The sequence below is a fragment of the Pseudomonas fluorescens genome (assembly GCF_902498195.1).
Classification (GTDB): domain Bacteria; phylum Pseudomonadota; class Gammaproteobacteria; order Pseudomonadales; family Pseudomonadaceae; genus Aquipseudomonas; species Aquipseudomonas fluorescens_BU.
In genome coordinates this window covers 1,107,495-1,128,904 of record NZ_CABVIY010000002.1, presented here as the reverse complement: position 1 = coordinate 1,128,904, position 21,410 = coordinate 1,107,495, and the positions used below count along the sequence as shown (strand labels likewise).

19 protein-coding genes are annotated in these 21,410 nt (G+C 61.4%); 8 read left to right on the top strand and 11 right to left on the bottom strand.

Annotated features, from left to right (window positions below; all coding sequences use genetic code 11):
* Nucleotides 1-30: 30 nt before the first annotated feature.
* The 6 genes from prpD to F8N66_RS10710 all read right to left on the bottom strand — a co-directional run bounded on the left by prpD (nucleotide 31) and on the right by F8N66_RS10710 (nucleotide 8,635).
* Entirely contained in the window at nucleotides 31-1,515 is a 1,485-nt protein-coding gene (gene prpD, locus F8N66_RS10740) for a 2-methylcitrate dehydratase (protein WP_150770123.1), read from the bottom strand.
* A 179-nt stretch (nucleotides 1,516-1,694) separates the two neighbouring features.
* Nucleotides 1,695-2,885, bottom strand: coding sequence for a 2-methylaconitate cis-trans isomerase PrpF (prpF, locus tag F8N66_RS10735; protein WP_150770122.1), 1,191 nt, complete (start codon nucleotides 2,883-2,885; stop codon nucleotides 1,695-1,697).
* A 57-nt stretch (nucleotides 2,886-2,942) separates the two neighbouring features.
* Nucleotides 2,943-5,537 (bottom strand): Fe/S-dependent 2-methylisocitrate dehydratase AcnD, encoded by a 2,595-nt coding sequence (gene acnD / locus F8N66_RS10730; RefSeq protein WP_150770121.1) that lies wholly within the window; start codon nucleotides 5,535-5,537, stop codon nucleotides 2,943-2,945.
* A 206-nt stretch (nucleotides 5,538-5,743) separates the two neighbouring features.
* Nucleotides 5,744-6,871: a 2-methylcitrate synthase gene (gene prpC / locus F8N66_RS10720; RefSeq protein ID WP_150770120.1), complete on the bottom strand. Its 1,128-nt coding sequence runs from the start codon at nucleotides 6,869-6,871 to the stop codon at nucleotides 5,744-5,746.
* Between the two features lie 160 nt (nucleotides 6,872-7,031).
* Nucleotides 7,032-7,922: a methylisocitrate lyase gene (prpB, locus tag F8N66_RS10715; protein ID WP_095197279.1), complete on the bottom strand. Its 891-nt coding sequence runs from the start codon at nucleotides 7,920-7,922 to the stop codon at nucleotides 7,032-7,034.
* Nucleotides 7,919-8,635, bottom strand: a complete 717-nt coding sequence (locus F8N66_RS10710) for a GntR family transcriptional regulator (protein ID WP_191622973.1) — start codon at nucleotides 8,633-8,635, stop codon at nucleotides 7,919-7,921. Before F8N66_RS10710 ends, prpB begins: the two co-directional genes overlap by 4 nt.
* Nucleotides 8,636-8,936: 301 nt before the next feature.
* Here F8N66_RS10710 and F8N66_RS10705 point away from each other — a divergent pair, with 301 nt between their 5' ends.
* The 4 genes from F8N66_RS10705 to pabB all read left to right on the top strand — a co-directional run bounded on the left by F8N66_RS10705 (nucleotide 8,937) and on the right by pabB (nucleotide 13,535).
* The gene (locus F8N66_RS10705; protein ID WP_150770118.1) at nucleotides 8,937-9,473 is read left to right on the top strand and encodes an ATP-dependent zinc protease; all 537 of its coding nucleotides are present in this window, start codon (nucleotides 8,937-8,939) and stop codon (nucleotides 9,471-9,473) included.
* A gap of 5 nt (nucleotides 9,474-9,478) precedes the next feature.
* Nucleotides 9,479-11,014, top strand: a complete 1,536-nt coding sequence (locus F8N66_RS10700) for an inactive transglutaminase family protein (RefSeq protein WP_150770117.1) — start codon at nucleotides 9,479-9,481, stop codon at nucleotides 11,012-11,014.
* On the top strand, nucleotides 11,014-12,000 hold the full coding sequence (locus tag F8N66_RS10695) for an alpha-L-glutamate ligase-like protein (RefSeq protein WP_150770116.1): 987 nt from the start codon (nucleotides 11,014-11,016) through the stop codon (nucleotides 11,998-12,000). Before F8N66_RS10700 ends, F8N66_RS10695 begins: the two co-directional genes overlap by 1 nt.
* 191 nt (nucleotides 12,001-12,191) lie before the next feature.
* Nucleotides 12,192-13,535 (top strand): aminodeoxychorismate synthase component I, encoded by a 1,344-nt coding sequence (gene pabB, locus F8N66_RS10690; RefSeq protein WP_150770115.1) that lies wholly within the window; start codon nucleotides 12,192-12,194, stop codon nucleotides 13,533-13,535.
* Nucleotides 13,536-13,643: 108 nt separating this feature from the next.
* Here pabB and thrH read toward each other — a convergent pair whose 3' ends face one another.
* A complete protein-coding gene (gene thrH, locus F8N66_RS10685) occupies nucleotides 13,644-14,261 on the bottom strand; it encodes a bifunctional phosphoserine phosphatase/homoserine phosphotransferase ThrH (RefSeq protein ID WP_150770114.1) in 618 nt (205 codons plus the stop codon).
* 163 nt (nucleotides 14,262-14,424) lie between these two features.
* On the opposite strand from thrH, the gene F8N66_RS10680 reads away from it, so the two are divergent.
* From F8N66_RS10680 to F8N66_RS10670, 3 genes are all read left to right on the top strand, one after another.
* Complete coding sequence (locus F8N66_RS10680) at nucleotides 14,425-15,159, top strand: phosphoadenylyl-sulfate reductase (protein ID WP_075949106.1); 735 nt, start codon at nucleotides 14,425-14,427, stop codon at nucleotides 15,157-15,159.
* Between the two features lie 571 nt (nucleotides 15,160-15,730).
* Nucleotides 15,731-17,269, top strand: coding sequence for an NCS1 family nucleobase:cation symporter-1 (locus F8N66_RS10675; protein ID WP_150770113.1), 1,539 nt, complete (start codon nucleotides 15,731-15,733; stop codon nucleotides 17,267-17,269).
* A 57-nt stretch (nucleotides 17,270-17,326) separates the two neighbouring features.
* Nucleotides 17,327-18,055 (top strand): aspartate/glutamate racemase family protein, encoded by a 729-nt coding sequence (locus F8N66_RS10670; RefSeq protein ID WP_150770112.1) that lies wholly within the window; start codon nucleotides 17,327-17,329, stop codon nucleotides 18,053-18,055.
* Nucleotides 18,056-18,162: 107 nt separating this feature from the next.
* Here F8N66_RS10670 and F8N66_RS10665 read toward each other — a convergent pair whose 3' ends face one another.
* Nucleotides 18,163-19,086 carry a LysR family transcriptional regulator gene (locus F8N66_RS10665; protein WP_150770111.1) on the bottom strand — a complete coding sequence of 308 codons (924 nt, stop codon included), beginning with the start codon at nucleotides 19,084-19,086 and terminating at the stop codon, nucleotides 18,163-18,165.
* A gap of 125 nt (nucleotides 19,087-19,211) precedes the next feature.
* Between F8N66_RS10665 and F8N66_RS10660 the strand changes: the two genes are divergently transcribed.
* Complete coding sequence (locus F8N66_RS10660) at nucleotides 19,212-19,958, top strand: 3-oxoacyl-ACP reductase family protein (RefSeq protein ID WP_150770110.1); 747 nt, start codon at nucleotides 19,212-19,214, stop codon at nucleotides 19,956-19,958.
* 126 nt (nucleotides 19,959-20,084) lie between these two features.
* On the opposite strand, the gene F8N66_RS10655 is transcribed toward F8N66_RS10660, so the two are convergent.
* The 3 genes from F8N66_RS10655 to F8N66_RS10645 form a co-directional block, all read right to left on the bottom strand.
* Entirely contained in the window at nucleotides 20,085-20,780 is a 696-nt protein-coding gene (locus F8N66_RS10655; RefSeq protein ID WP_150770109.1) for an HAD-IA family hydrolase, read from the bottom strand.
* A gap of 143 nt (nucleotides 20,781-20,923) precedes the next feature.
* On the bottom strand, nucleotides 20,924-21,103 hold the full coding sequence (locus F8N66_RS10650) for a hypothetical protein (RefSeq protein WP_150770108.1): 180 nt from the start codon (nucleotides 21,101-21,103) through the stop codon (nucleotides 20,924-20,926).
* 85 nt (nucleotides 21,104-21,188) lie between these two features.
* The gene (locus F8N66_RS10645; RefSeq protein WP_150770107.1) at nucleotides 21,189-21,377 is read right to left on the bottom strand and encodes a hypothetical protein; all 189 of its coding nucleotides are present in this window, start codon (nucleotides 21,375-21,377) and stop codon (nucleotides 21,189-21,191) included.
* Nucleotides 21,378-21,410 lie beyond the last annotated feature (33 nt).

Genomic DNA, 21,410 nt, shown 5'->3' with positions numbered 1-21,410 from the left:
CTTGCTCGCGAAGAACGATTACCCGGTCTTCTAAATCACAAACCTATCCACAAACCGGTTCACCGGCGTCGCCTCAAGCTGCGCCTGGTCCTTGCACAACGCCAATATCTCCTCGCTTCGCTGTCCGGTGAATCGTGTCAGCAGGTTCGCCTTGAACTTGTCCTCCAGCAACGGAATGCCCTCTGCACGGCGCCGGCGATGACCGATCGGGTATTCCACCACCACGTTCCCGGTGCTGGACCCATCCTTGAAAAACACCTGGATCGCATTGGCGATGGAACGCTTGTCGGCCTCCAGGTATTCACGGGTGAAACGCGGGTCTTCGACGATGACCATTTTGTCGCGCAGTACATCGATGATCGGATGCGCCTTGTGGAAGTCATCCTCGTAGTGCTCGGCCACCAGCGTGCCGAAGGCCAACGGCACGGCGGTCATGTACTGGAGGCAGTGATCGCGGTCGGCGGCATTGGCCAGCGGGCCAACCTTGGAAATGATGCGGATCGCCGATTCGTGAGTGGTGATGACGATCCTGTCGATTTCGTGCAACCGATTACGGACCTGCGGGTGCAGGGTTACCGCCGCTTCGCAGGCGGTTTGTGCATGGAACTCGGCTGGAAAACTGATCTTGAACAGCACGTTCTCCATCACGTAACTGCCATACGGGCGGGAGAAACTGAAGCTGCGCTTGTCTTCGGGCTTAAGTCCCAGGTCGATGTTGGCATGGCTGAACAACACGTCGTAAAAGCCCCACTGTTTGGCACTCAAGACGCCGGGAATGCCCATCTCGCCCCGCATCGCGATATCCGCCAGGCGCACCCCGCGGCTTGAGGCATCGCCCGCCGCCCAGGATTTGCGCGATCCGGCATTCGGCGCGTGACGGTAGGTGCGCAACGCCTGGCCATCGGCGAACGCGTGGGACAACGCCGACAGCAACTGCTCGCGGTGGGCGCCCATGAGTTTGGCGGTGACGGCGGCCGAGGCGACTTTCACCAGAATGACGTGGTCGAGGCCGACACGGTTGAACGAGTTTTCCAGGGCAATCACACCCTGGATTTCGTGGGCCATGATCATCGCTTCCAGCACCGCACGCACGGTCAGCGGTGCGTCGCCATTGCCCAGGCGTTTTTGTGACAGATGGTCGGCCACCGCAAGGATGCCGCCGAGGTTATCCGAGGGATGGCCCCATTCCGCCGCGAGCCAGGTGTCGTTGTAGTCGAGCCAGCGCACGAGGCAGCCAATGTCCCAGGCCGCCTTGACCGGGTCGAGCCGAAACGAAGTCCCCGGCACGCGGGCGCCGAACGGCACGACGGTGCCCTCGACGACAGGTCCCAGGTGCTTGGTGCATTCGGGAAAACGCAGCGCCAGCAGGCCGCAGCCCAAGGTGTCCATCAGGCAATGGCGGGCGGTGTCCAGGGCTTCTCTGGATTCGATCTTGAAATTGAGGACGTAATCGGCAATGTCCTGCAGGACCTGGTCGTAGTCCGGGCGATTGTTCAGGTCAACGTTGGCGCTCATGTTCGATTCACTCGGCAAGTGGTTCGTTGATGGGACCTCGGTTCAAGTCGATCTCGGCGGATCACTGCTTTCTTATTTTGAAATACGATCCCCTGTAGGAGCTGCCGCAGGCTGCGATCTTTGGATTTTCAAGATCAAAAGATCGCAGCCTGCGGCAGCTCCTACAGGGGGTGTACCGTTTAGAAAGAATCGCCCGGCACACGGACGAAACCTTCCATCAATACCCGCGCGCTGCGGCTCATGATGGCTTTGTTCACGGTCCATTCGCCGTTGACCTGGCTGGCCTCGGCGCCGACGCGCAAGGTCCCGGACGGATGACCGAAACGCACCGCGTTGCGCTCGACACCGCCCGCCGCGAGGTTAACCAGGGTGCCGGAAATCGCCGCCGCCGTACCGATCGCCACCGCTGCGGTGCCCATCATCGCGTGGTGCAGCTTGCCCATGGACAGCGCGCGCACCAGCAGGTCGACATCGCCTGCCGCAACCGCTTTGCCACTGGATGACACGTAGTCCGCCGGCCTGGCCACGAACGCGACTTTCGGCGTGTGTTGGCGCTTGGCTGCTTCGTCGACGTTGGCAATCAGGCCCATGCGCAGTGCGCCGTAGGCACGAATGGTTTCGAACATCAGCAGCGCTTTCGGGTCACCGTTGATCGCGCCCTGCAACTCGGTGCCCTTGTAACCGATGTCCTCGGCATTGACGAAAATCGTCGGGATGCCGGCATTGATCATCGTGGCCTTGAAGGTCCCGACGCCCGGCACTTCCAGGTCATCGACCACATTGCCGGTGGGGAACATCGAACCACCACCGCCCTCTTCGTCCGCAGCAGGATCAAGAAATTCGATTTGTACTTCAGCGGCCGGAAAGGTCACGCCATCGAGTTCGAAATCGCCGGTTTCCTGCACTTCACCATTGGTAATCGGCACATGGGCGATGATGGTCTTGCCGATGTTGGCCTGCCACACGCGCACCACGGCCACGCCGTTGTGCGGAATGCGGCTGGCGTCCACCAGGCCATTGCTCACGGCGAACGAACCGACCGCCGCCGAGAGGTTGCCGCAGTTGCCGCTCCAGTCGACAAAAGGCTTGTCGATGGAGACCTGACCGAACAGGTAATCGACGTCGTGATCGGCCTTGATGCTTTTCGACAGGATCACGGTTTTGCTGGTGCTGGAGGTCGCGCCGCCCATGCCGTCGATTTGCTTGTCGTAGGGGTCGGGGCTGCCGATCACGCGCAGCAACAATGCGTCGCGGGCCGGGCCTGGAACCTGTGCCGCTTCGGGCAGGTCCTTGAGGCTGAAGAACACGCCTTTGCTGGTGCCGCCGCGCATGTAAGTGGCAGGAATCTTTATCTGAGGTGCGTGAGACATGAGTGCTCCTTCAAAACAGACACGGGACTCAAAAGCCCCGTGTCTGTACTGCTTGTGTTAAACGGCAACCGCCGATTCTTCGAGGAAGTCCTGGGCGAAGCGTTGCAACACGCCGCCCGCTTCGTAGATCGACACTTCTTCGGCGGTGTCGAGACGGCAGGTCACCGGCACCTCGACGCGCTCGCCGTTCTTGCGATGGATCACCAGTGTCAGCTCGGCACGTGGCGTGCGATCGCCCACTACGTCGTAGGTTTCGGTGCCGTCGATAGCCAGGGTGTGGCGGTTGGTGCCCGGCTTGAACTCCAGCGGCAACACGCCCATGCCCACCAGGTTGGTGCGGTGAATGCGCTCGAAACCTTCGGCGGCAATCGCTTCCACACCCGCCAGGCGCACACCTTTCGCCGCCCAGTCGCGGGACGAGCCCTGGCCGTAGTCGGCGCCGGCGATGATGATCAGTGGCTGCTTGCGATCCATGTAGGTTTCGATGGCTTCCCACATGCGCATGACCTGGCCTTCCGGCTCGACGCGAGCCAGCGAGCCCTGCTTGACCTTGCCGTTTTCCACGACCATTTCGTTGAACAGTTTCGGGTTGGCGAAGGTCGCGCGCTGCGCAGTCAGGTGATCACCACGGTGAGTCGCGTAAGAGTTGAAGTCCTCTTCCGGCAGGCCCATTTTCGCCAGGTATTCGCCGGCGGCGCTGTCCAGCATGATCGCGTTCGACGGCGACAGGTGATCGGTGGTGATGTTGTCCGGCAGCACCGCCAGCGGACGCATGCCCTTGAGCGGACGCGCGCCGGCCAGCGCCCCTTCCCAGTACGGCGGACGGCGAATGTAGGTGCTCATCTCGCGCCAGTCGTACAGCGGCGTGACTTTCGGGCCGGTGTCTTCGTGGATGGCGAACATCGGGATGTAGACCTGGCGGAACTGCTCAGGCTTGACCGAGGCTTTCACCACGGCGTCGATTTCTTCATCGCTTGGCCAGATGTCTTTCAGGCGGATTTCCTTGCCATCGACCACGCCCAGCACATCTTTCTCGATGTCGAAACGGATGGTGCCGGCGATGGCATAGGCGACCACCAGCGGCGGCGAAGCGAGGAACGCTTGCTTGGCGTACGGGTGAATCCGGCCGTCGAAGTTACGGTTGCCGGACAATACGGCAGTGGCGTACAGGTCACGGTCGATGATTTCCTGCTGGATCACCGGGTCCAGTGCACCGGACATGCCGTTGCAGGTGGTGCAGGCGAACGCCACCACACCGAAACCGAGCTGTTCCAGCTCATCGGTCAGGCCGGCTTCGTCCAGGTACAGGGCCACGGTTTTCGAACCCGGCGCCAGGGACGACTTGACCCATGGCTTGCGGGTCAGGCCCAGCTTGTTGGCGTTGCGCGCCAGCAGGCCGGCGGCGATCACGTTGCGCGGGTTGCTGGTGTTGGTGCAGCTGGTGATGGCGGCGATGATCACCGCGCCGTCCGGCATCTGGCCGGGCACATCGTCCCACTGGCCGGAAATGCCCTTGGCCGCCAGATCCGACACCGCCACACGGGCGTGCGGGTTGCTCGGGCCGGCCATGTTGCGCACCACCGAGGACAGATCGAACGTCAGGCCGCGCTCGTACTGCGCGCCCTTCAAGCTGTCGGCCCACAGGCCCGTGGTCTTGGCGTAGTTCTCGACCAACTGCACCTGCTCGTCTTCACGGCCGGTCAGCTTAAGGTAGTCGATGGTCTGCTGGTCGATGTAGAACATCGCCGCGGTGGCACCGTATTCCGGAGCCATGTTGGAAATGGTCGCGCGGTCGCCCAGGGTCAGCGCGGCGGCGCCTTCGCCGAAGAACTCCAGCCAGGCACCCACCACTTTTTGCTTGCGCAGGAACTCGGTCAGCGCCAGCACCATGTCGGTGGCGGTGATGCCCGGTTGCAGCTTGCCGGTCAGTTCGACACCGACGCTTTCCGGCAAACGCATCCACGATGCGCGACCGAGCATCACGCTCTCGGCTTCCAGTCCACCGACGCCGATGGCGATCACGCCCAGCGCATCGACGTGCGGGGTGTGGCTGTCGGTGCCGACGCAGGTGTCCGGGAACGCAACACCCTCACGCACCTGGATCACCGGAGACATTTTCTCCAGGTTGATCTGGTGCATGATGCCGTTGCCCGGCGGGATCACGTCGACGTTCTTGAACGCCTTCTTGGTCCAGTTGATGAAGTGGAAACGGTCTTCGTTGCGACGGTCTTCGATGGCGCGGTTCTTCTCGAACGCCTCGGGATCGAAGCCGCCACGCTCGACGGCCAGGGAGTGGTCGACGATCAGTTGCGTCGGCACCACCGGGTTCACTTGCGCCGGGTCACCGCCTTGCAGGGCGATGGCGTCACGCAGGCCGGCGAGGTCCACAAGGGCGGTCTGGCCGAGGATGTCGTGGCAGACCACGCGGGCCGGGAACCACGGGAAATCGAGGTCGCGCTTGCGTTCGATGAATTGCTTCAGGGATTCGGTGAGCGTGGCCGGGTCGCAGCGACGCACCAGATTTTCCGCCAGCACGCGGGAGGTGTACGGCAGGGTGTCGTAGGCGCCGGGCTGGATGGCCTCGACTGCCGCGCGGACGTCGTAGTAATCCAGGGAGCTGCCGGGCAGCGGTTTACGGAATTCTGTGTTCATCGGTCTGGACTCGGTCACGGTAGGTACAATGGGTGGGGCCTGGCGCCGGACGTGAAGTGCACCCGGTCAAATGTGGGAGCGGGCTTGCTCGCGAAAGCGGTGTATCAGTCGACATCGATAACCAATGTCAGTCCGTCTTCGCGAGCAAGCCCGCTCCCACATGGGTCACCGGTTCACTCAGTAACCAGCGCGGTTGCCTCCACCATTCAGCGTTGTTCGATTGGCACGAACTTGCGCTGTTCAACGCCGACGTACTCGGCGCTCGGGCGGATGATGCGGTTGTTGGCGCGTTGTTCGTACACGTGGGCGGCCCAGCCGGTCAGGCGCGAGCAGACAAAAATCGGTGTGAACAACTTGGTCGGAATGCCCATGAAGTGGTACGCCGAAGCATGGTAGAAGTCGGCGTTCGGGAACAGTTTCTTCTGCTCCCACATGGTCTTGTCGATGGCTTCGGAGACCGGGAACAACACCGTGTCGCCCACTTCGTCAGCCAGTTTTTTCGACCAGCCCTTGATCACCTCGTTGCGTGGATCGTTGTCCTTATAGATCGCGTGGCCGAAGCCCATGATCTTGTCCTTGCGCTCAAGCATGCCGAGGGTGCCCTTGATCGCCTCTTCAGGCGAGCCGAAGCGCTCGATCATTTCCATCGCCGCCTCGTTGGCACCGCCGTGCAGTGGGCCGCGCAGCGAGCCGATGGCCGCGGTGATGCAGGAGAACAGGTCGGACAGGGTCGAGGCGCAAACGCGGGCAGTGAAGGTCGAGGCGTTGAATTCGTGCTCCGCGTAGAGGATCAGCGAAACGTTCATCACCTTGACGTGCAACTCGCTCGGCTTCTCGCCGTGCAGCAGGTGCAGGAAGTGACCACCGATGGAAGGCTCGTCGCTGACGCAATTGATACGCTTGCCGTCGTGGCTGAAGCGATACCAGTAGGTCATGATCGCCGGGAACGCAGCCAGCAGGCGGTCGGTCTTGTCGTGTTGCTCGGAGAAGTCTTTCTCCGGCTCCAGGTTGCCCAGGAACGAGCAACCGGTGCGCATCACGTCCATCGGGTGGGCGTCGGCAGGGATGCGCTCCAGCACTTCTTTCAAGGCTTGCGGCAGGTCGCGCAGCTTGCCCAGTTTGCTGATGTAGGCCGCCAGCTGGGTTTTGCTCGGCAGTTCGCCGTACAGCAGCAGGTAAGCGACTTCTTCGAATTGTGCGTCAGCCGCCAGTTCGCGAACGTCATAGCCGCGATAAGTCAGCCCCGCGCCCGACTGGCCCACGGTGGACAGTGCGGTTTGCCCGGCCACCTGGCCACGGAGCCCGGCGCCACTGAGTACTTTTGCTTCGGCCATTGCTGTCTCCAGTTTTTGAATTTGTTAGGGAATCGGCAAATTGTGATTCATCAGGTTATTTGAGGGATCCCGAAAAGATCGCAGCCTCGTTTTACTCGACAGCTCCTACAGAGAGTCACGGACACTGTAGGAGCTGCCGCAGGCTGCGATCTTTTGATCTTCATTTTTTCGCGGCAAACAACGCATCGAGCTTCTGCTCGAAGGTGTGGTAGTCGATGCGATCGTAAAGCTCCATGCGCGTCTGCATGGTGTCGATGACGTTCTGCTGCGTGCCGTCGCGACGGATCGCGGTGTAGACGTTTTCCGCAGCCTTGTTCATCGCACGGAACGCCGACAGCGGGTAGAGCACCAGCGATACGTCGGCGGCGGCGAGCTGCTCGGTGGTGTACAGCGGCGTGGCGCCGAATTCGGTGATGTTGGCCAGGATCGGCGCTTTCACACGGCTGGCGAACAGCTTGTACATTTCCAGTTCAGTGATGGCTTCCGGGAACACCATGTCGGCGCCGGCTTCGATGCACGCGGCGGCGCGATCCAGGGCGGACTCCAGGCCTTCAACGGCCAGGGCGTCGGTACGGGCCATGATCACGAAGCTGTCATCGGTACGGGCATCGACGGCGGCCTTGATGCGGTCGACCATTTCCTGCTGCGAGACGATTTCCTTGTTAGGGCGGTGACCGCAACGCTTGGCGCCGACCTGGTCTTCGATGTGAATCGCCGCCGCGCCGAACTTGATCATCGACTTGACGGTGCGGGCGACGTTGAACGCCGAGGAACCGAAACCGGTGTCCACGTCCACCAGCAGCGGCAGGTCGCAGACGTCGGTGATGCGGCGTACGTCAGTCAGCACGTCATCCAGGCCGGTGATGCCCAGGTCCGGAACGCCGAGGGAGCCAGCGGCCACCCCGCCACCGGAGAGGTAAATCGCCTTGAAACCGGCACGCTTGGCCAGCAGCGCGTGGTTGGCGTTGATCGCCCCGACCACTTGCAATGGATGCTCGCTGGCGACCGCATCGCGGAAACGCTGGCCTGGAGTGCTCTTGTTCGAACTCATGACTCACCTCGTTTGGCTGTCGGGTTAGCGCCGTCCTGGTAGTGACGGGCAATGTTGCGTTTGGAAGCGCCGATGTGACGGCGCATCAACAACTCGGCCAGTTCACCGTCACGGTCGGCGATGGCATCGAGAATTCGGTGGTGCTCGGCAAAGGCCTGGTGAGGGCGGTTGGGCGTGGTGGAAAACTGGATGCGGTACATGCGCACCAGTTGATAGAGCTCGCCGCAGAGCATCTGCGTCAGGGTTCGGTTGCCGCTGCCCTGGATGATTCGGTAATGGAAGTCGAAATCGCCCTCCTGCTGGTAATAGCCCCGCCCTGCCTGAAACGCCTCGTCGCGTTCGTGGGTTTCGAGGACGCGGCGCAGCTCGTCGATCTCTTCGACACTCATGCGCTCGGCGGCCAGGCGACAGGCCATGCCTTCAAGGGATTCGCGGATCTCGTAGAGTTCCAGCAGCTCGGCGTGGCTCAGGGAAACCACCCGCGCGCCGACGTGTGGCACGCGCACCAACAGACGCTGGCCTTCCAGGCGATGGATCGCCTCGCGCAGCGGCCCGCGGCTGATGCCATAGGTGCGGGCCAGCTCGGGCTCGGAAATCTTGCTGCCGGGGGCGATCTCGCCTTTGACGATGGCGGCCTGGATGCGTCGGAACACGTTCTCGGAAAGTGTTTCCGTATCGTCCTGGAGGATGAGCGGCGGATCGAGTTGGTCCAGCATATTGTCGACACCTTGAAAGCCAATGCCGCAAAAACTAGCGAAAACACGCAGCATAGTCAAAGGATAATTAGGTATTGTCGACAATCGTCTAATAACCACTCGCACCATAACGAAGCGGACCCTCTGTTTATAGGCGCCGGTCAGCGCTGGCGCCACAAAACCACCGTGCTAGAATGCCGCCCGCATTTGTTTGTCACATCTGCACTGTCTGTCATAAATAGCTGATAGGCATACGAGGAGCTTGCGCAGCAATGCCAGGGTCTTGAATCGAAATACGGACCGCTGCGCACCAGGATTTATGAGACTCAAGCCCTTCCCTGCTTTCCTTTGTTTTCTTTGTCTGCCAGGTGTCGCCGCGGCGGGGGAAAAGACTGTGTATGGCCTCAACGAGTACGCATCCCTGGGCGGCATCGACCTTGAGGTGGCGGCCAAACTCGACACCGGGGCGAAAACCGCCTCCCTGAGCGCCCGCGACATCAAGCGTTTCAAACGCAATGGTGAATCCTGGGTACGCTTCTACCTGGCCATCGACGCCGCCCATTCGCACCCGATTGAACGACCGCTGGCCCGTGTCAGCAAGATCAAGCGCCGGGCCGGCGACTACGACCCGGAAGAAGGCAAGAAGTACACCGCCCGCCCGGTGATCGAGCTGGATATCTGCATGGGCTCGGCTTTACGCAGCATCGAAGTGAACCTGACCGACCGCAGCGCGTTCCAATACCCGCTCCTGATCGGCTCCGAAGCGCTCAAACGCTTCGATGCGCTGGTCGACCCCAGTCTTAAATACGCTGCCGGCAAACCCGCCTGCGCCACCGACGCTCATACCGCAGAGTAATTCCAATGCGCTCTCTTACCCTTCATCTGAAAATGCTGATCGCCATCCTGGTGGTGCTGGGCATTTCAGTCACGGCCTATCAGATCTTCGTGCTGGGCATTCCCGTGACCGAAGACGCCACCGACGACTTGTGGAACATCGACGCCAAGGTCGAGTTCGTCGCCAGTGCCAAGGACCCGGTCAAGATCCAGATGTTCGTGCCGCCGCTGAGCCGCGACTACGTCAGCCTCAACGAGAGCTTCATCTCCAATAACTACGGCGTGGCGGTCAACCGGGTCGACGGCAACCGCAAGGTCACCTGGTCGGCACGTCGGGCCAAGGGCAACCAGACCCTTTACTACCGCCTGGTGCTGACCAAGCGCTACAGCGCCGAGAAATCCAAGATCAAGGGCCCGACCTTCCGCGACAGCATCGCCGTCGAAGGCCCGGAAAAAATCGCCGCCGAAGCGCTGCTCGCGCCGATCCGCCAACACTCGGCCGACGTCGAGACCTTCGTCGGCGAAGCGATCAAGCGTGTCAACAATGTCAACGATGACAACGTGAAGCTGCTGCTGGCGGGCGATCCGTCCACCGCGCAAAAGGCCCGGATCGTCGAACTGGTGCTGTCCATCGCCCACGTGCCGGTGGAAAAGGTCCACACCATTCGCCTGGTGGCCGATCAACCGCAAACCCCGGAACTCTGGCTGCGCAGTTTCAACGGCACCGACTGGCTGTACTTCAACCCGGAAACCGGTGAACAGGGCCTGCCGACCGACCGCCTGCTGTGGTGGACCGGCGATGAGAACCTGATCACCGTCGATGGCGGCAAGAAAGCCACCGTCACTTTCAGCATGAACAACAGCGAAATGAACGCCATTCGCCTGGCCAAGCTGACCGACGAAAACACCGACGCCAATTTCCTCGAATACTCGCTCTACGGCTTGCCGCTGCAAACCCAGCAGACCTTCATGATCATGGTGATGATCCCGATCGGCGTGCTGGTGATCCTGATCCTGCGCAACCTGATCGGCCTGCAGACCCTCGGCACCTTCACCCCGGTGCTGATCGCCCTGGCCTTCCGCGAAACCCAGCTGGGCTTTGGCATCGTGCTGTTCACGATCATCACGGCCCTGGGCCTGTCGCTGCGCTCCTACCTTGAACACCTGAAGCTGCAAATGCTGCCCAGGCTGTCGGTGGTGCTGACCTTCGTGGTGGTGCTGATCGCGGCCATCAGCCTGTTCAGCCACAAGCTTGGCCTGGAGCGTGGCTTGTCGGTGGCGCTGTTCCCGATGGTGATCCTGACCATGACCATCGAACGCCTGTCGATCACCTGGGAAGAACGTGGCGCCAGCCATGCGATGAAAGTGGCGATCGGCACGCTGTTCGCCGCGTCCCTTTCGCACCTGATCATGAGCGTGCCGGAACTGGTGTATTTCGTGTTCACCTTCCCGGCGATCCTGCTGATCCTGGTGGGCTTCATGCTGGCGATGGGGCGTTATCGCGGTTACCGCCTGACCGAACTGGTGCGTTTCAAGGCCTTCCTGAAAAAGGCTGACGCTTGATGTTCGGCTTCTGGAAGACCTGGAAGGCCCTGGAAGCCCGGGGCATCATGGGCATCAATCGGCGCAACGCGGACTACGTGCTCAAGTACAACAAGCGCAGCCTGTACCCGATTGTCGATGACAAGATCATCACCAAGGAACGCGCGATCAAGGCCGGCATCCATGTGCCGGAACTGTATGGCGTGATCTCCACCGAGAAGGAAATCGACAAGCTCGGCGAGATCATCAATGGCCGCACTGACTTTGTGATCAAGCCTGCCCAAGGCGCTGGCGGCGACGGCATCATTGTGGTTGCCGACCGTTTCGAGGGGCGCTATCGCACGGTGTCGGGCAAGATCATTGCCCACGAAGAGCTTGAGCATCACATCTCCAGCATCCTCACCGGCCTGTATTCCCTCGGCGGGCATCGCGACCGGGCGCTGATCGAATACCGGGTGATCCCGGACCAGATCTTCAAGAGCATCAGCTACGAAGGCGTGCCGGACATCCGCATCATCGTGCTGATGGGTTATCCGGTCATGGCCATGCTGCGCTTGCCGACCCGCCAGTCCGGCGGCAAGGCCAACCTGCACCAGGGCGCCATCGGCGTCGGTGTGGACCTGGCGACCGGCCTGACCCTGCGCGGCACCTGGCTGAACAACATCATCACCAAACACCCGGACACCACCAACGCAGTGGACGGCGTGCAACTGCCCTACTGGGACGGCTTCATGAAACTCGCCGCCGGTTGCTATGAGCTGTGCGGCCTGGGTTACATCGGTGTCGACATGGTGCTCGACCAGGAAAAAGGCCCGCTGATCCTTGAGCTCAATGCCCGGCCGGGCCTGAATATCCAGATTGCCAACGATTGCGGCCTGACCCTGCGCACCCATGCGGTCGAGGCACGGCTGGAAGCGTTGAAGGCACGCGGTGAGAGCGAAACCGTCGAGGAACGGGTGGCGTTTGTGCAAGAGATGTTCGGGCATATTCCGCCGGTTGAAGGCTGATACCCTTCCCCTGTAGGAGCGAGCCTGCTCGCGATGGTCGCCAACGATTACGCGGGTAGTCTGAATGCCCGCGCTGTTCCGGCGTTTTTCGCGAGCAGGCTCGCTCCTACAGGACATCAATCCCCTCTAGGACCAAATCCCGCAGGGGACTACAATCCCCACCCCGCCTCGATGGCTGATCCAACCCGCCCATGCTGACCTGTTCCGTACACCCGCTACCCTATCGCCCCAACCCCGCCGACTACTTCGCGGCCATTCGCCATGCCCCCGGTGCCGTGCTGCTCGACAGTGGCCGCCCCAGCGCCGGGCGCGGGCGGTTTGACCTGCTCAGTGCCTGGCCGCTGGCAGAACTGACGGTGGCGCCTGACGAAAGCGGTGGCGATTTCCTGCAACGCCTGCGCGATAACCTGACGAAACTTGGCGAAGCCTCCCTGCCGGCACCGTATGAATTGCCATTCGTTGGCGGCTTGATCGGCTACCTGAGCTACGACTTCGGTCGCCACCTGGAACACCTGCCAAGCCAGGCCCTGGACGATCTGCAACTGCCGGATGCGCGATTCGGTCTGTACGACTGGGCGCTGATCAACGATCACCACCAGGCCACCAGCCAACTGGTGTTTCACCCGACGCTGGCCGACACCGAGCGCCAGCGCCTGATCCAGCTGTTCAGCCGGCCCGCCGCTCAAGCGCTGGCGCCGTTCAAGCTGCAAGCGCCCATGCAGGCCGATCTGAGCGCTGATCAGTACCAACAGGCGATCGAGCGCATTCAGCAATACATCCAGGCCGGTGACTGCTATCAGGTCAATTTCGCCCAGCGTTTCCGCGCGCCGTGCCAGGGTGATCCCTGGGCCGCGTATTGCGCCTTGCGGCTGGCGTGCCCGACGCCGTTTTCCGGCTTCCAGAGCCTGCCCGACGGGGGCGCCGTGCTGAGCCTGTCACCGGAGCGCTTTGTCAAAGTCAGTGAGCGTCATGTAGAAACCCGCCCGATCAAAGGCACGCGCCCTCGCGGCCTGACCCCCGCCGAAGATGCCGCCAACGCCGCCGAACTGCTGGCCAGCCCCAAGGATCGCGCGGAAAACCTGATGATCGTCGACCTGCTGCGCAACGACCTCGGCCGCACCTGCCGCACCGGTTCGGTCAGTGTCCCGGAATTGTTCAGCCTGGAAAGCTACCCCAACGTGCATCATCTGGTGAGCAGCGTGACCGGTGAACTGGCGGATGATCGCGATGCGCTGGACCTGATCGCGGGCAGTTTCCCGGGGGGCTCGATCACCGGCGCACCGAAGATTCGCGCGATGCAGATCATCGACGAACTGGAGCCGACCCGACGCGGGCTGTATTGCGGTTCGTTGTTGTACCTGGACGTGCGCGGCGAGATGGACAGCTCCATCGCCATTCGCAGCTTGCTGGTCAAGGACGGGCAGGTGTGTTGCTGGGGCGGCGGCGGAATCGTTGCGGACTCGCAGTGGCAGGCCGAGTATCAGGAATCGATCACCAAGGTGAAGGTGCTGCTCGATACATTGCAGCTCCTGTAACCGCCGAACTTGCCCCCTGTAGGAGCTGTCGAGTGCAACGAGGCTGCGATCTTTTGATGTTCAAGATCAAAAGATCGCAGCCTGCGGCAGCTCCTACAAGGATCGGGTTTACAGGCTCAAGGTACGGTTGGAAGCCTTGATGAATTCCTGCTTCAACGCCTCAAACGTATGCACCGCCGGGAACTGCGGGAACTCGCGAATCACGTTGTCGGGCGCGTGGAACAGAATCCCCGCATCCGCCTCGCCCAGCATCGTGGTGTCGTTGTAGGAATCCCCTGCCGCGATCACCCGGTAGTAGAGGCTCTTTAACGCCAGCACCGACTGACGCTTGGGATCTTTCTGACGCAACTGATAGCCCGTTACCCGCCCGGTATCGTCGGTAATCAGACGATGGCACAGCAAGGTCGGGAAGCCCAGCTGACGCATCAGCGGCTGGGAGAACTCGTAGAAGGTGTCCGAGAGAATCACCACCTGGAAGCGCTCGCGCAGCCAGTCGACGAACTCGATGGCGCCGTCCAGCGGCTTGAGCGTGGCGATCACTTCCTGGATATCGGCAAGTTTCAGCCCGTGTTCGTCGAGAATCCGCAGGCGCTGCTTCATCAACACGTCGTAGTCGGGGATGTCCCGGGTGGTGGCCCTGAGGGATTCGATCCCGGTTTTTTCGGCAAACGCGATCCAGATTTCCGGGACCAGCACACCTTCAAGATCCAGACAGGCAATTTCCACAAGACACTCCCATTGGTATTGTTTATTGAGTCGAGCGAGCCCGAACTCTAGCGACTCCACCCCCACCGCGCAACGCAGAGGACGCCCCGGCCGGTGCAGCTTTTTGTTAAGATTGGCGCCATATAGAGCGCCCAGCGCCACCGACCTGTAGGAAGCCGCCCTGATGAGCCCAACGTTCGACGTCGTGGAACTCGCCACGACCTATGCCAACAAATCCGCCCAGGACATCCTCAAACTCGCGTTCGCCGAGTTCGGCGATGAACTGTGGATCTCTTTCAGCGGCGCCGAGGACGTGGTGCTGGTGGACATGGCCTGGAAGCTGAACAAGAACGTCAAAGTGTTCAGCCTCGACACCGGTCGCCTGCATCCCGAGACCTACCGTTTCATCGATCAGGTGCGCGAGCACTACAAGATCGACATCGAACTGGTGTCGCCGGACTACACGAAACTTGAACCGTTCGTGAAGGAAAAGGGCCTGTTCAGTTTCTACAAGGACGGCCATGGCGAATGCTGCGGCATCCGCAAGATCGAGCCGTTGCGCCGCAAACTGTCCGGCGTAAAGGCCTGGGCCACTGGCCAGCGTCGCGACCAAAGCCCCGGTACCCGCAGCGCCGTGGCGGTGATGGAGATCGACACCGCGTTCTCCACCCCGGAACGCACCCTGTACAAGTTCAACCCGCTGGCGCAGATGACCAGCGAAGAGATCTGGGGTTACATCCGCATGCTGGAGCTGCCGTACAACAGCCTGCATGAGCGCGGTTTCATCAGCATCGGCTGCGAACCCTGCACCCGCCCGGTTCTGCCGAACCAGCACGAGCGTGAAGGCCGCTGGTGGTGGGAAGAAGCCACGCAGAAAGAATGCGGGTTGCACGCGGGGAACATCATCAGCAAGGCCTGATCCAGAGCCTTGCGATATGCCCTGTGGGAGCGGGCTTGCTCGCGAATGCGGTGGATCAGTCAACAAATGTATCGACTGACACAGCGCTTTCACGAGCAAGCCCGCTCCCACATTTGATCTGCACAACCCCATAAATGTGTACACACGACTGTCACCATCAGTGCCATTTGTGTGTGCACTTTTTGTTTCCCCGCCCCAAAAAGTTACATTCCCCTGCCACACCAGCTGCGCCAGGCCCTTCTGAAAATTCGCCCGCAAAATAAATACCTGCTCGATCGGTCAAGTTATAACGCCCGCTTTTCAGCGGTTTAACGCCCGTTGATAACAAAACGAAATCAGCCGCAAATTCCATAGATCCAGGACTGGCACAGATCTCGCTTTAGTGCATACATGTTTTGTATACAATCACCTCAAAACATAAAAACACTTTAGATCCGCAAGCCTGAAGCGCCCTATCCCGTACAGGCTGCAGATGCCCCGTAACCAATGATATTCGCCACCCGCGACGAAGATTGCCGAGCCCACGCTCAAGCACAGTCACCGCGGCGTCGAGCATCAGGAGCCTGCCGGAATGCGTACAAGCCTCTCCAATAACAACATTGCGCTGGATCTGCCCTCCTCTCCCACTCACACCACCGGTGATCAACCCCTGCAATGCCCCGTGGTCCTCAGCCCCCGCCTGCACAACAAGGACCTGGCGCCGACCAAGGCCGAAGGCCGACGCTGGGGCAAATACAGCATCTTCGCCCTGTGGACCAACGACGTTCACAACATTGCCAACTACTCGTTCGCCATTGGCCTGTACGCCCTGGGCCTGGGTGGCTGGCAGATTCTGCTGTCACTGGGGATCGGCGCGGCGCTGGTGTATTGCTTCATGAATTTGTCCGGCTACATGGGACAGAAGACCGGTGTGCCGTTTCCGGTTATCAGCCGCATCAGTTTCGGCATCCACGGCGCGCAGATTCCTGCACTGATTCGTGCCGTCATCGCCATCGCCTGGTTCGGGATTCAGACGTACCTGGCCTCGGTGGTCTTTCGGGTCCTGCTGACTGCGGTCCATCCCGGATTCGCCGACTATGACCACAACTCGATCCTCGGTCTGTCGACCCTGGGCTGGGTGTGTTTCGTGGCGATCTGGTTCGTGCAACTGGTGATCCTCGCCTACGGCATGGAGATGGTGCGCCGCTACGAAGCGTTCGCCGGGCCGGTGATCCTGCTGACCGTCGCCGCGCTCGCCGGGTGGATGTACTTCCAGGCCAACGCGACCATCGCCTGGTCGATTCGCGAGCCGCTGACCGGCGCTGAGATGTGGCGCAACATCTTTGCCGGCGGCGCATTGTGGCTGGCGATCTACGGCACGCTGATCCTTAACTTCTGCGATTTCGCCCGATCCTCGCCGTGCCGCAAGACCATCAAGGTCGGCAATTTCTGGGGCCTGCCGGTCAACATCCTGGTGTTCGCGGCGATCACCGTCCTGCTGTGCGGCGCGCAATTCCAGATCAATGGCCACATTATTGAAAGTCCTACGGAAATTATCGCCTCGATCCCCAACACCTTCTTCCTGGTGCTCGGTTGCCTGGCGTTCCTGATCGTCACCGTGGCGGTGAACATCATGGCCAATTTCGTCGCCCCGGCCTTCGTGCTCAGCAACCTCGCACCCAAGTACCTGACCTTCCGCCGCGCCGGCCTGATCAGCGCGACCATCGCCGTGCTGATCCTGCCGTGGAACCTCTACAACAGCCCGCTGGTGATCGTGTACTTCCTCTCCGGCCTCGGCGCCCTGCTCGGCCCGTTGTATGGCGTGATCATGGTCGACTACTGGCTGGTACGAAAAGGCCAGGTCAACGTGCCGCAGTTGTACAGCGAAGACCCGGACGGTGCCTATTACTACAGCCGCGGGGTCAATCTGCGCGCCGTGGCGGCGTTCATTCCCGCCGCCCTGATCGCCATCGTCCTGGCGCTGGTGCCCGGCTTCCATCTGGTATCGCCGTTCTCCTGGCTGATTGGCGCCGGCATTGCCGGGATGCTCTACCTGATCATCGCCAAGCGCCAACCCCACTATGCCGACGTCAGCGGTGAAACCATCGCCGTCGACAACGTCAGCCACTGACTCCATCGCGGCCCGGCAGCGTCGGGCCGCCGAACTACCTCGCTATAAGGACTTCCCATGCGCATTCTCGTGGTCAACGTCAACACCACTGAATCCATCACCCAGGCCATCGCCCGTTCGGCGCAGGCCGTTGCTGCCCCCGGCACGGAAATCATCGGCCTGACGCCGCACTTCGGCGCCGACTCGGTCGAAGGCAATTTCGAAAGTTACCTGGCCGCCATCGCGGTGATGGATCGGGTGATGTCCTACGACCAGCCCTTCGACGCGGTGATCCAGGCCGGTTACGGCGAACACGGCCGCGAAGGCCTGCAGGAACTGCTCAATGTGCCGGTGGTGGACATCACCGATGCCGCCGCCAGCACCGCGATGTTCCTCGGCCATGCCTATTCGGTGGTCACTACCCTCGACCGCACTGTGCCGCTGATCGAAGATCGCCTGAAACTGTCCGGGCTCTGGGACAGATGCGCCTCGGTGCGAGCCAGTGGTTTGGCGGTGCTGGAACTGGAGCACGAACCGCAACGGGCGCTCGAGGCCATCGTGCACCAGGCCGAGCTGGCGGTGACCCAGGACAAGGCCGAGGTGATTTGCCTGGGCTGCGGCGGCATGGCCGGGCTGGACGAGCAGATTCGCCGGCGTACCGGCGTGCCGGTGGTGGATGGCGTGACGGCGGCGGTGACCATTGCCGAATCGTTGGTGCGGTTGGGGTTGTCGACCTCCAAGGTGCGGACTTATGCGACGCCGCGGCCGAAGAACATCATTGGCTGGCCGGGGCGGTTTGCCCGATAGACCGCGTCGCCCCATTCGCGAGCAAGCCCGCTCCCACACTGGATTTGTGCCGTTCACAAATCCCCTGTGGGAGCGGGCTTGCTCGCGAAAGCAGTCTCAAGCCAGCCTCAAATGGCACTGAACCTCTGCCCCAACCCCCGCTCCGCAAACTGCTCAATAATGAAATCGACAAACGCCCGGGTCTTGCCCGGCAACAACTTGTGCTCGGCGTAATAGATGGAAATGTTGCCATCATCGACATACCAGTCCGGCAACACCCGCTGCAACGTCCCCGCCTCCAGATAACCCGACGCGAACGGCATGCTCACCAGCGCAATGCCCAGGCCCTGGGTCGCCGTGGCGCAGGCCGCTTCCGAATCGCTCATGGTCATCCGCGCTTTCAGGATCAACGGGCTGTGTTGCCGGCTGCGACTGGTCAATTGCCAGGAGCGCACACGGCCGGTCTGCGGCGAGCGAATGAGGATGCCATCGTGATGCTTGAGATCGTCAGGCTCGACGATGGTCTCACGCGCAGCCAGATAGTCGGCTGAAGCCACCAGCACGCGATGGGCCGGCGTAAGCTTGCGCGCCACCACGCCCTGTGGCAGTTCGAAGCCGCCACCGATGGCGGCGTCGAAGCCCTGGCCGATCAGGTCAACCTGACGGTTATCGAAATGCCAGTCGGGATTGATCGCCGGAAAGCGCCGCAAGAACTCGCCGAGCAGCGGCACGATGTACAGGCGACCGAACACCGTGCCCATGCTGACCTTCAACGTCCCCGCCGGGCGCCCACCGGCGCTGGCGAGGTTGGCCACCGCATTCTGGATGGTGTGCAAACTGCCGCTCACTTCACTCAGAAACAGCTGGCCGGCCTCGGTCAGCGTCAGGCTGCGGGTACTGCGCTGGAACAGGCGAACGCCAAGCCGCGCTTCCAGTTTGGCAACGCTCTTGCCCACCGCCGCCGGCGTCAGGCTCAAGCGCCGCGCGGCTTCGGCGAAGCTGCCGACCTCGGCGCTACGGACAAAGCATTCGATACTGCTGAAGGTTTCCATGGGCTTCACTATAAACTTCTGGTTTACACAGACTATCGCAAAGACGGTCTACACGACGTGTAATCGGCAATCGATACTAGGCTCCGTCAACCGGGACATCCTGCCTCGGGACTTTGGAGATCGATATGACTACTCAGAACCTCAGCGGCAAAGTGGCTTTGATCCAGGGCGGTTCCCGCGGCATCGGCGCTGCCATCGTCAAACGCCTGGCCGCTGAAGGCGCAACGGTCGCCTTTACCTACGTCAGTTCCACGGCCAAGGCCGAGGAACTGCAGAACAGCCTCATCGCCAACGGCGGCAAAGCCCTGGCCATCAAGGCGGACAGCGCCGACGCCGAGGCGATCCGCAACGCTGTGGACGCGACGGTTGAGCGCTTTGGTCGACTGGACATCCTGGTCAATAACGCCGGTGTGCTGGCCGTCGCACCGCTGGAAGATTTCAAACTGGAAGATTTCGACCAGACCCTGGCCATCAACGTACGCAGCGTGTTCATCGCCACCCAGGCCGCCGCCCGCCACATGACCGAGGGCGGCCGCATCATCAACATCGGCAGTACCAACGCCGATCGCATGCCCTTCGCCGGTGGCGGCCCGTACGCCATGAGCAAGTCGGCGCTGGTCGGCCTGACCAAGGGCCTGGCGCGGGATCTCGGGCCTAAGGGCATCACCATCAACAATGTGCAGCCTGGCCCGGTCGACACCGACATGAACCCGGCCGACGGCGACTTCGCCGACAGCCTGATCCCGCTGATGGCCGTGGGGCGTTACGGTAAAGCCGAAGAGATCGCCAGTTTCGTCGCCTACCTCGTCAGTCCCGAAGCCGGCTACATCACCGGCGCGAGCCTGACCATCGACGGCGGTTTTGGCGCCTGATACCGGTCAGCCAAACGCAATCCCTGTAGGAGCGAGCCTGCTCGCGATAGCGGTATGTCAAACAACATCAGTGTTGACTGACAATCCCTCATCGCGAGCAGGCTCGCTCCTACAGTTGGTTTTGTGTCAGGCCCACGCTAGCGCTGGCAATCCAAACGCACTCGGCTTAAACGCCTTGAGCGTCCGAAGAATCCCATCGGCATGTGCGTACTTCTCATCCGCCATCGCCGCATCCGGAATCGCAATCGCCGTCATCCCCGCCGCTTTCGCCGCCGTGACACCAAAGGGCGAATCCTCGAACACCAGGCAATCCTGCGGCGCGACACCCAGGCGTCGTGCCGCGGTCAGGAAGATATCCGGTGCCGGCTTGGCCGCGCCGACTTCCGGGTCATCCGCCGTGACGATGGTGTCGAACAGCGCGAACCAGTCCCGATGCAGGGTGGTTTTCTGGCCGAACGACGCGCTGGATGAACTGGTGCCTACCGCGATGGGAATGTTATTGGCCTTCAGATGCCGCACCAATTGCTGTGCGCCAGGCATCGCTTGTGCTGTAGGAAAACGCTCGCGCATCAACGGTTCGCGGATTACCAGGAACTCTTCGGCGCTGATCGGCAAGTCCAGTGCCTCGACCACGTACCGCGCCAGGTCACCGGCGCCACGACCGATGATGTTCTGCTTGATGCTCCAGTCGAAGGTGCGCCCATAGCGCCCGGCAATGATGGACGTGACTTCGGTGTAGATGCCCTCGGTGTCCAGCAGCAAACCGTCCATATCGAAAATCACGGCCTTGATCGGGCCGTACGCTTTCAGCGCTGCATTCATCGCTTCTGATCCGTTTTTCAATGGCATCCCGGGCGGTTCGAGTACGGCCGGCCCGATGATGGATTAAAGGTTTCAGCAGCATAGCGAGCGCGGCTGGCAGAGAGCAACGGGCAAAATCCAGGGCTCCTCTCCAATAACCACAATCAACTCGGATCCTGGGGAGTTGCCTCAACATCCGTGCGCTTGGCATCTTCATTGGGAACCTGTTCAACCCCGGCATCATCCTCCGATGGCCGCTGATCGCGGCTCAAGGGATCGGTCGGTGAAGGCAGCGGATACTCCGGGGTTTCATCGGTGTCGGTATCTTTCGGATCAGCGTTCATACATCACCTCTCAGCGAGCCTGAAGGGCAGGCCCTGTCATTTCGAGGCAGGCGCGATCCACGCGTTCGATCCGGCGGACAATCGGTCAGTCGTCCTCTGCGTCTTCATCCTCATCTTCAAACTCGAGATTGCCGACGTCACCGGCATCGTCCGAATCGTTGAGCGGCACCGTCGCGTCATCCATCAACGACCCCGGATCTTCATTGCCCGGATCGTTGATAAACGGCAGGCCGCTGGGGCCTTTTTGTTCTTTGCCTTCGGTTTCCGGCGTCATGGCATGCCTCGCACTTTTTCAGGGGTGTATGAA

Bases quoted from the DNA above. Each gene is read 5' to 3' on its own strand.
- F8N66_RS10680 (WP_075949106.1), top strand. From the start codon at position 14,425: ATGAGCCCAACGTTCGACGTCGTGGAACTCGCCACGACCTATGCCAAC.
- F8N66_RS10700 (WP_150770117.1), top strand. From the start codon at position 9,479: ATGCGCTCTCTTACCCTTCATCTGAAAATGCTGATCGCCATCCTGGTG.
- prpB (WP_095197279.1), bottom strand. From the start codon at position 7,922: ATGAGTTCGAACAAGAGCACTCCAGGCCAGCGTTTCCGCGATGCGGTC.
- F8N66_RS10665 (WP_150770111.1), bottom strand. From the start codon at position 19,086: ATGGAAACCTTCAGCAGTATCGAATGCTTTGTCCGTAGCGCCGAGGTC.
- F8N66_RS10705 (WP_150770118.1), top strand. From the start codon at position 8,937: ATGAGACTCAAGCCCTTCCCTGCTTTCCTTTGTTTTCTTTGTCTGCCA.
- F8N66_RS10675 (WP_150770113.1), top strand. From the start codon at position 15,731: ATGCGTACAAGCCTCTCCAATAACAACATTGCGCTGGATCTGCCCTCC.
- prpF (WP_150770122.1), bottom strand. From the start codon at position 2,885: ATGTCTCACGCACCTCAGATAAAGATTCCTGCCACTTACATGCGCGGC.
- prpC (WP_150770120.1), bottom strand. From the start codon at position 6,871: ATGGCCGAAGCAAAAGTACTCAGTGGCGCCGGGCTCCGTGGCCAGGTG.
- F8N66_RS10655 (WP_150770109.1), bottom strand. From the start codon at position 20,780: ATGAATGCAGCGCTGAAAGCGTACGGCCCGATCAAGGCCGTGATTTTC.
- pabB (WP_150770115.1), top strand. From the start codon at position 12,192: ATGCTGACCTGTTCCGTACACCCGCTACCCTATCGCCCCAACCCCGCC.
- prpD (WP_150770123.1), bottom strand. From the start codon at position 1,515: ATGAGCGCCAACGTTGACCTGAACAATCGCCCGGACTACGACCAGGTC.
- acnD (WP_150770121.1), bottom strand. From the start codon at position 5,537: ATGAACACAGAATTCCGTAAACCGCTGCCCGGCAGCTCCCTGGATTAC.
- F8N66_RS10660 (WP_150770110.1), top strand. From the start codon at position 19,212: ATGACTACTCAGAACCTCAGCGGCAAAGTGGCTTTGATCCAGGGCGGT.
- F8N66_RS10670 (WP_150770112.1), top strand. From the start codon at position 17,327: ATGCGCATTCTCGTGGTCAACGTCAACACCACTGAATCCATCACCCAG.
- F8N66_RS10645 (WP_150770107.1), bottom strand. From the start codon at position 21,377: ATGACGCCGGAAACCGAAGGCAAAGAACAAAAAGGCCCCAGCGGCCTG.
- F8N66_RS10650 (WP_150770108.1), bottom strand. From the start codon at position 21,103: ATGAACGCTGATCCGAAAGATACCGACACCGATGAAACCCCGGAGTAT.
- F8N66_RS10695 (WP_150770116.1), top strand. From the start codon at position 11,014: ATGTTCGGCTTCTGGAAGACCTGGAAGGCCCTGGAAGCCCGGGGCATC.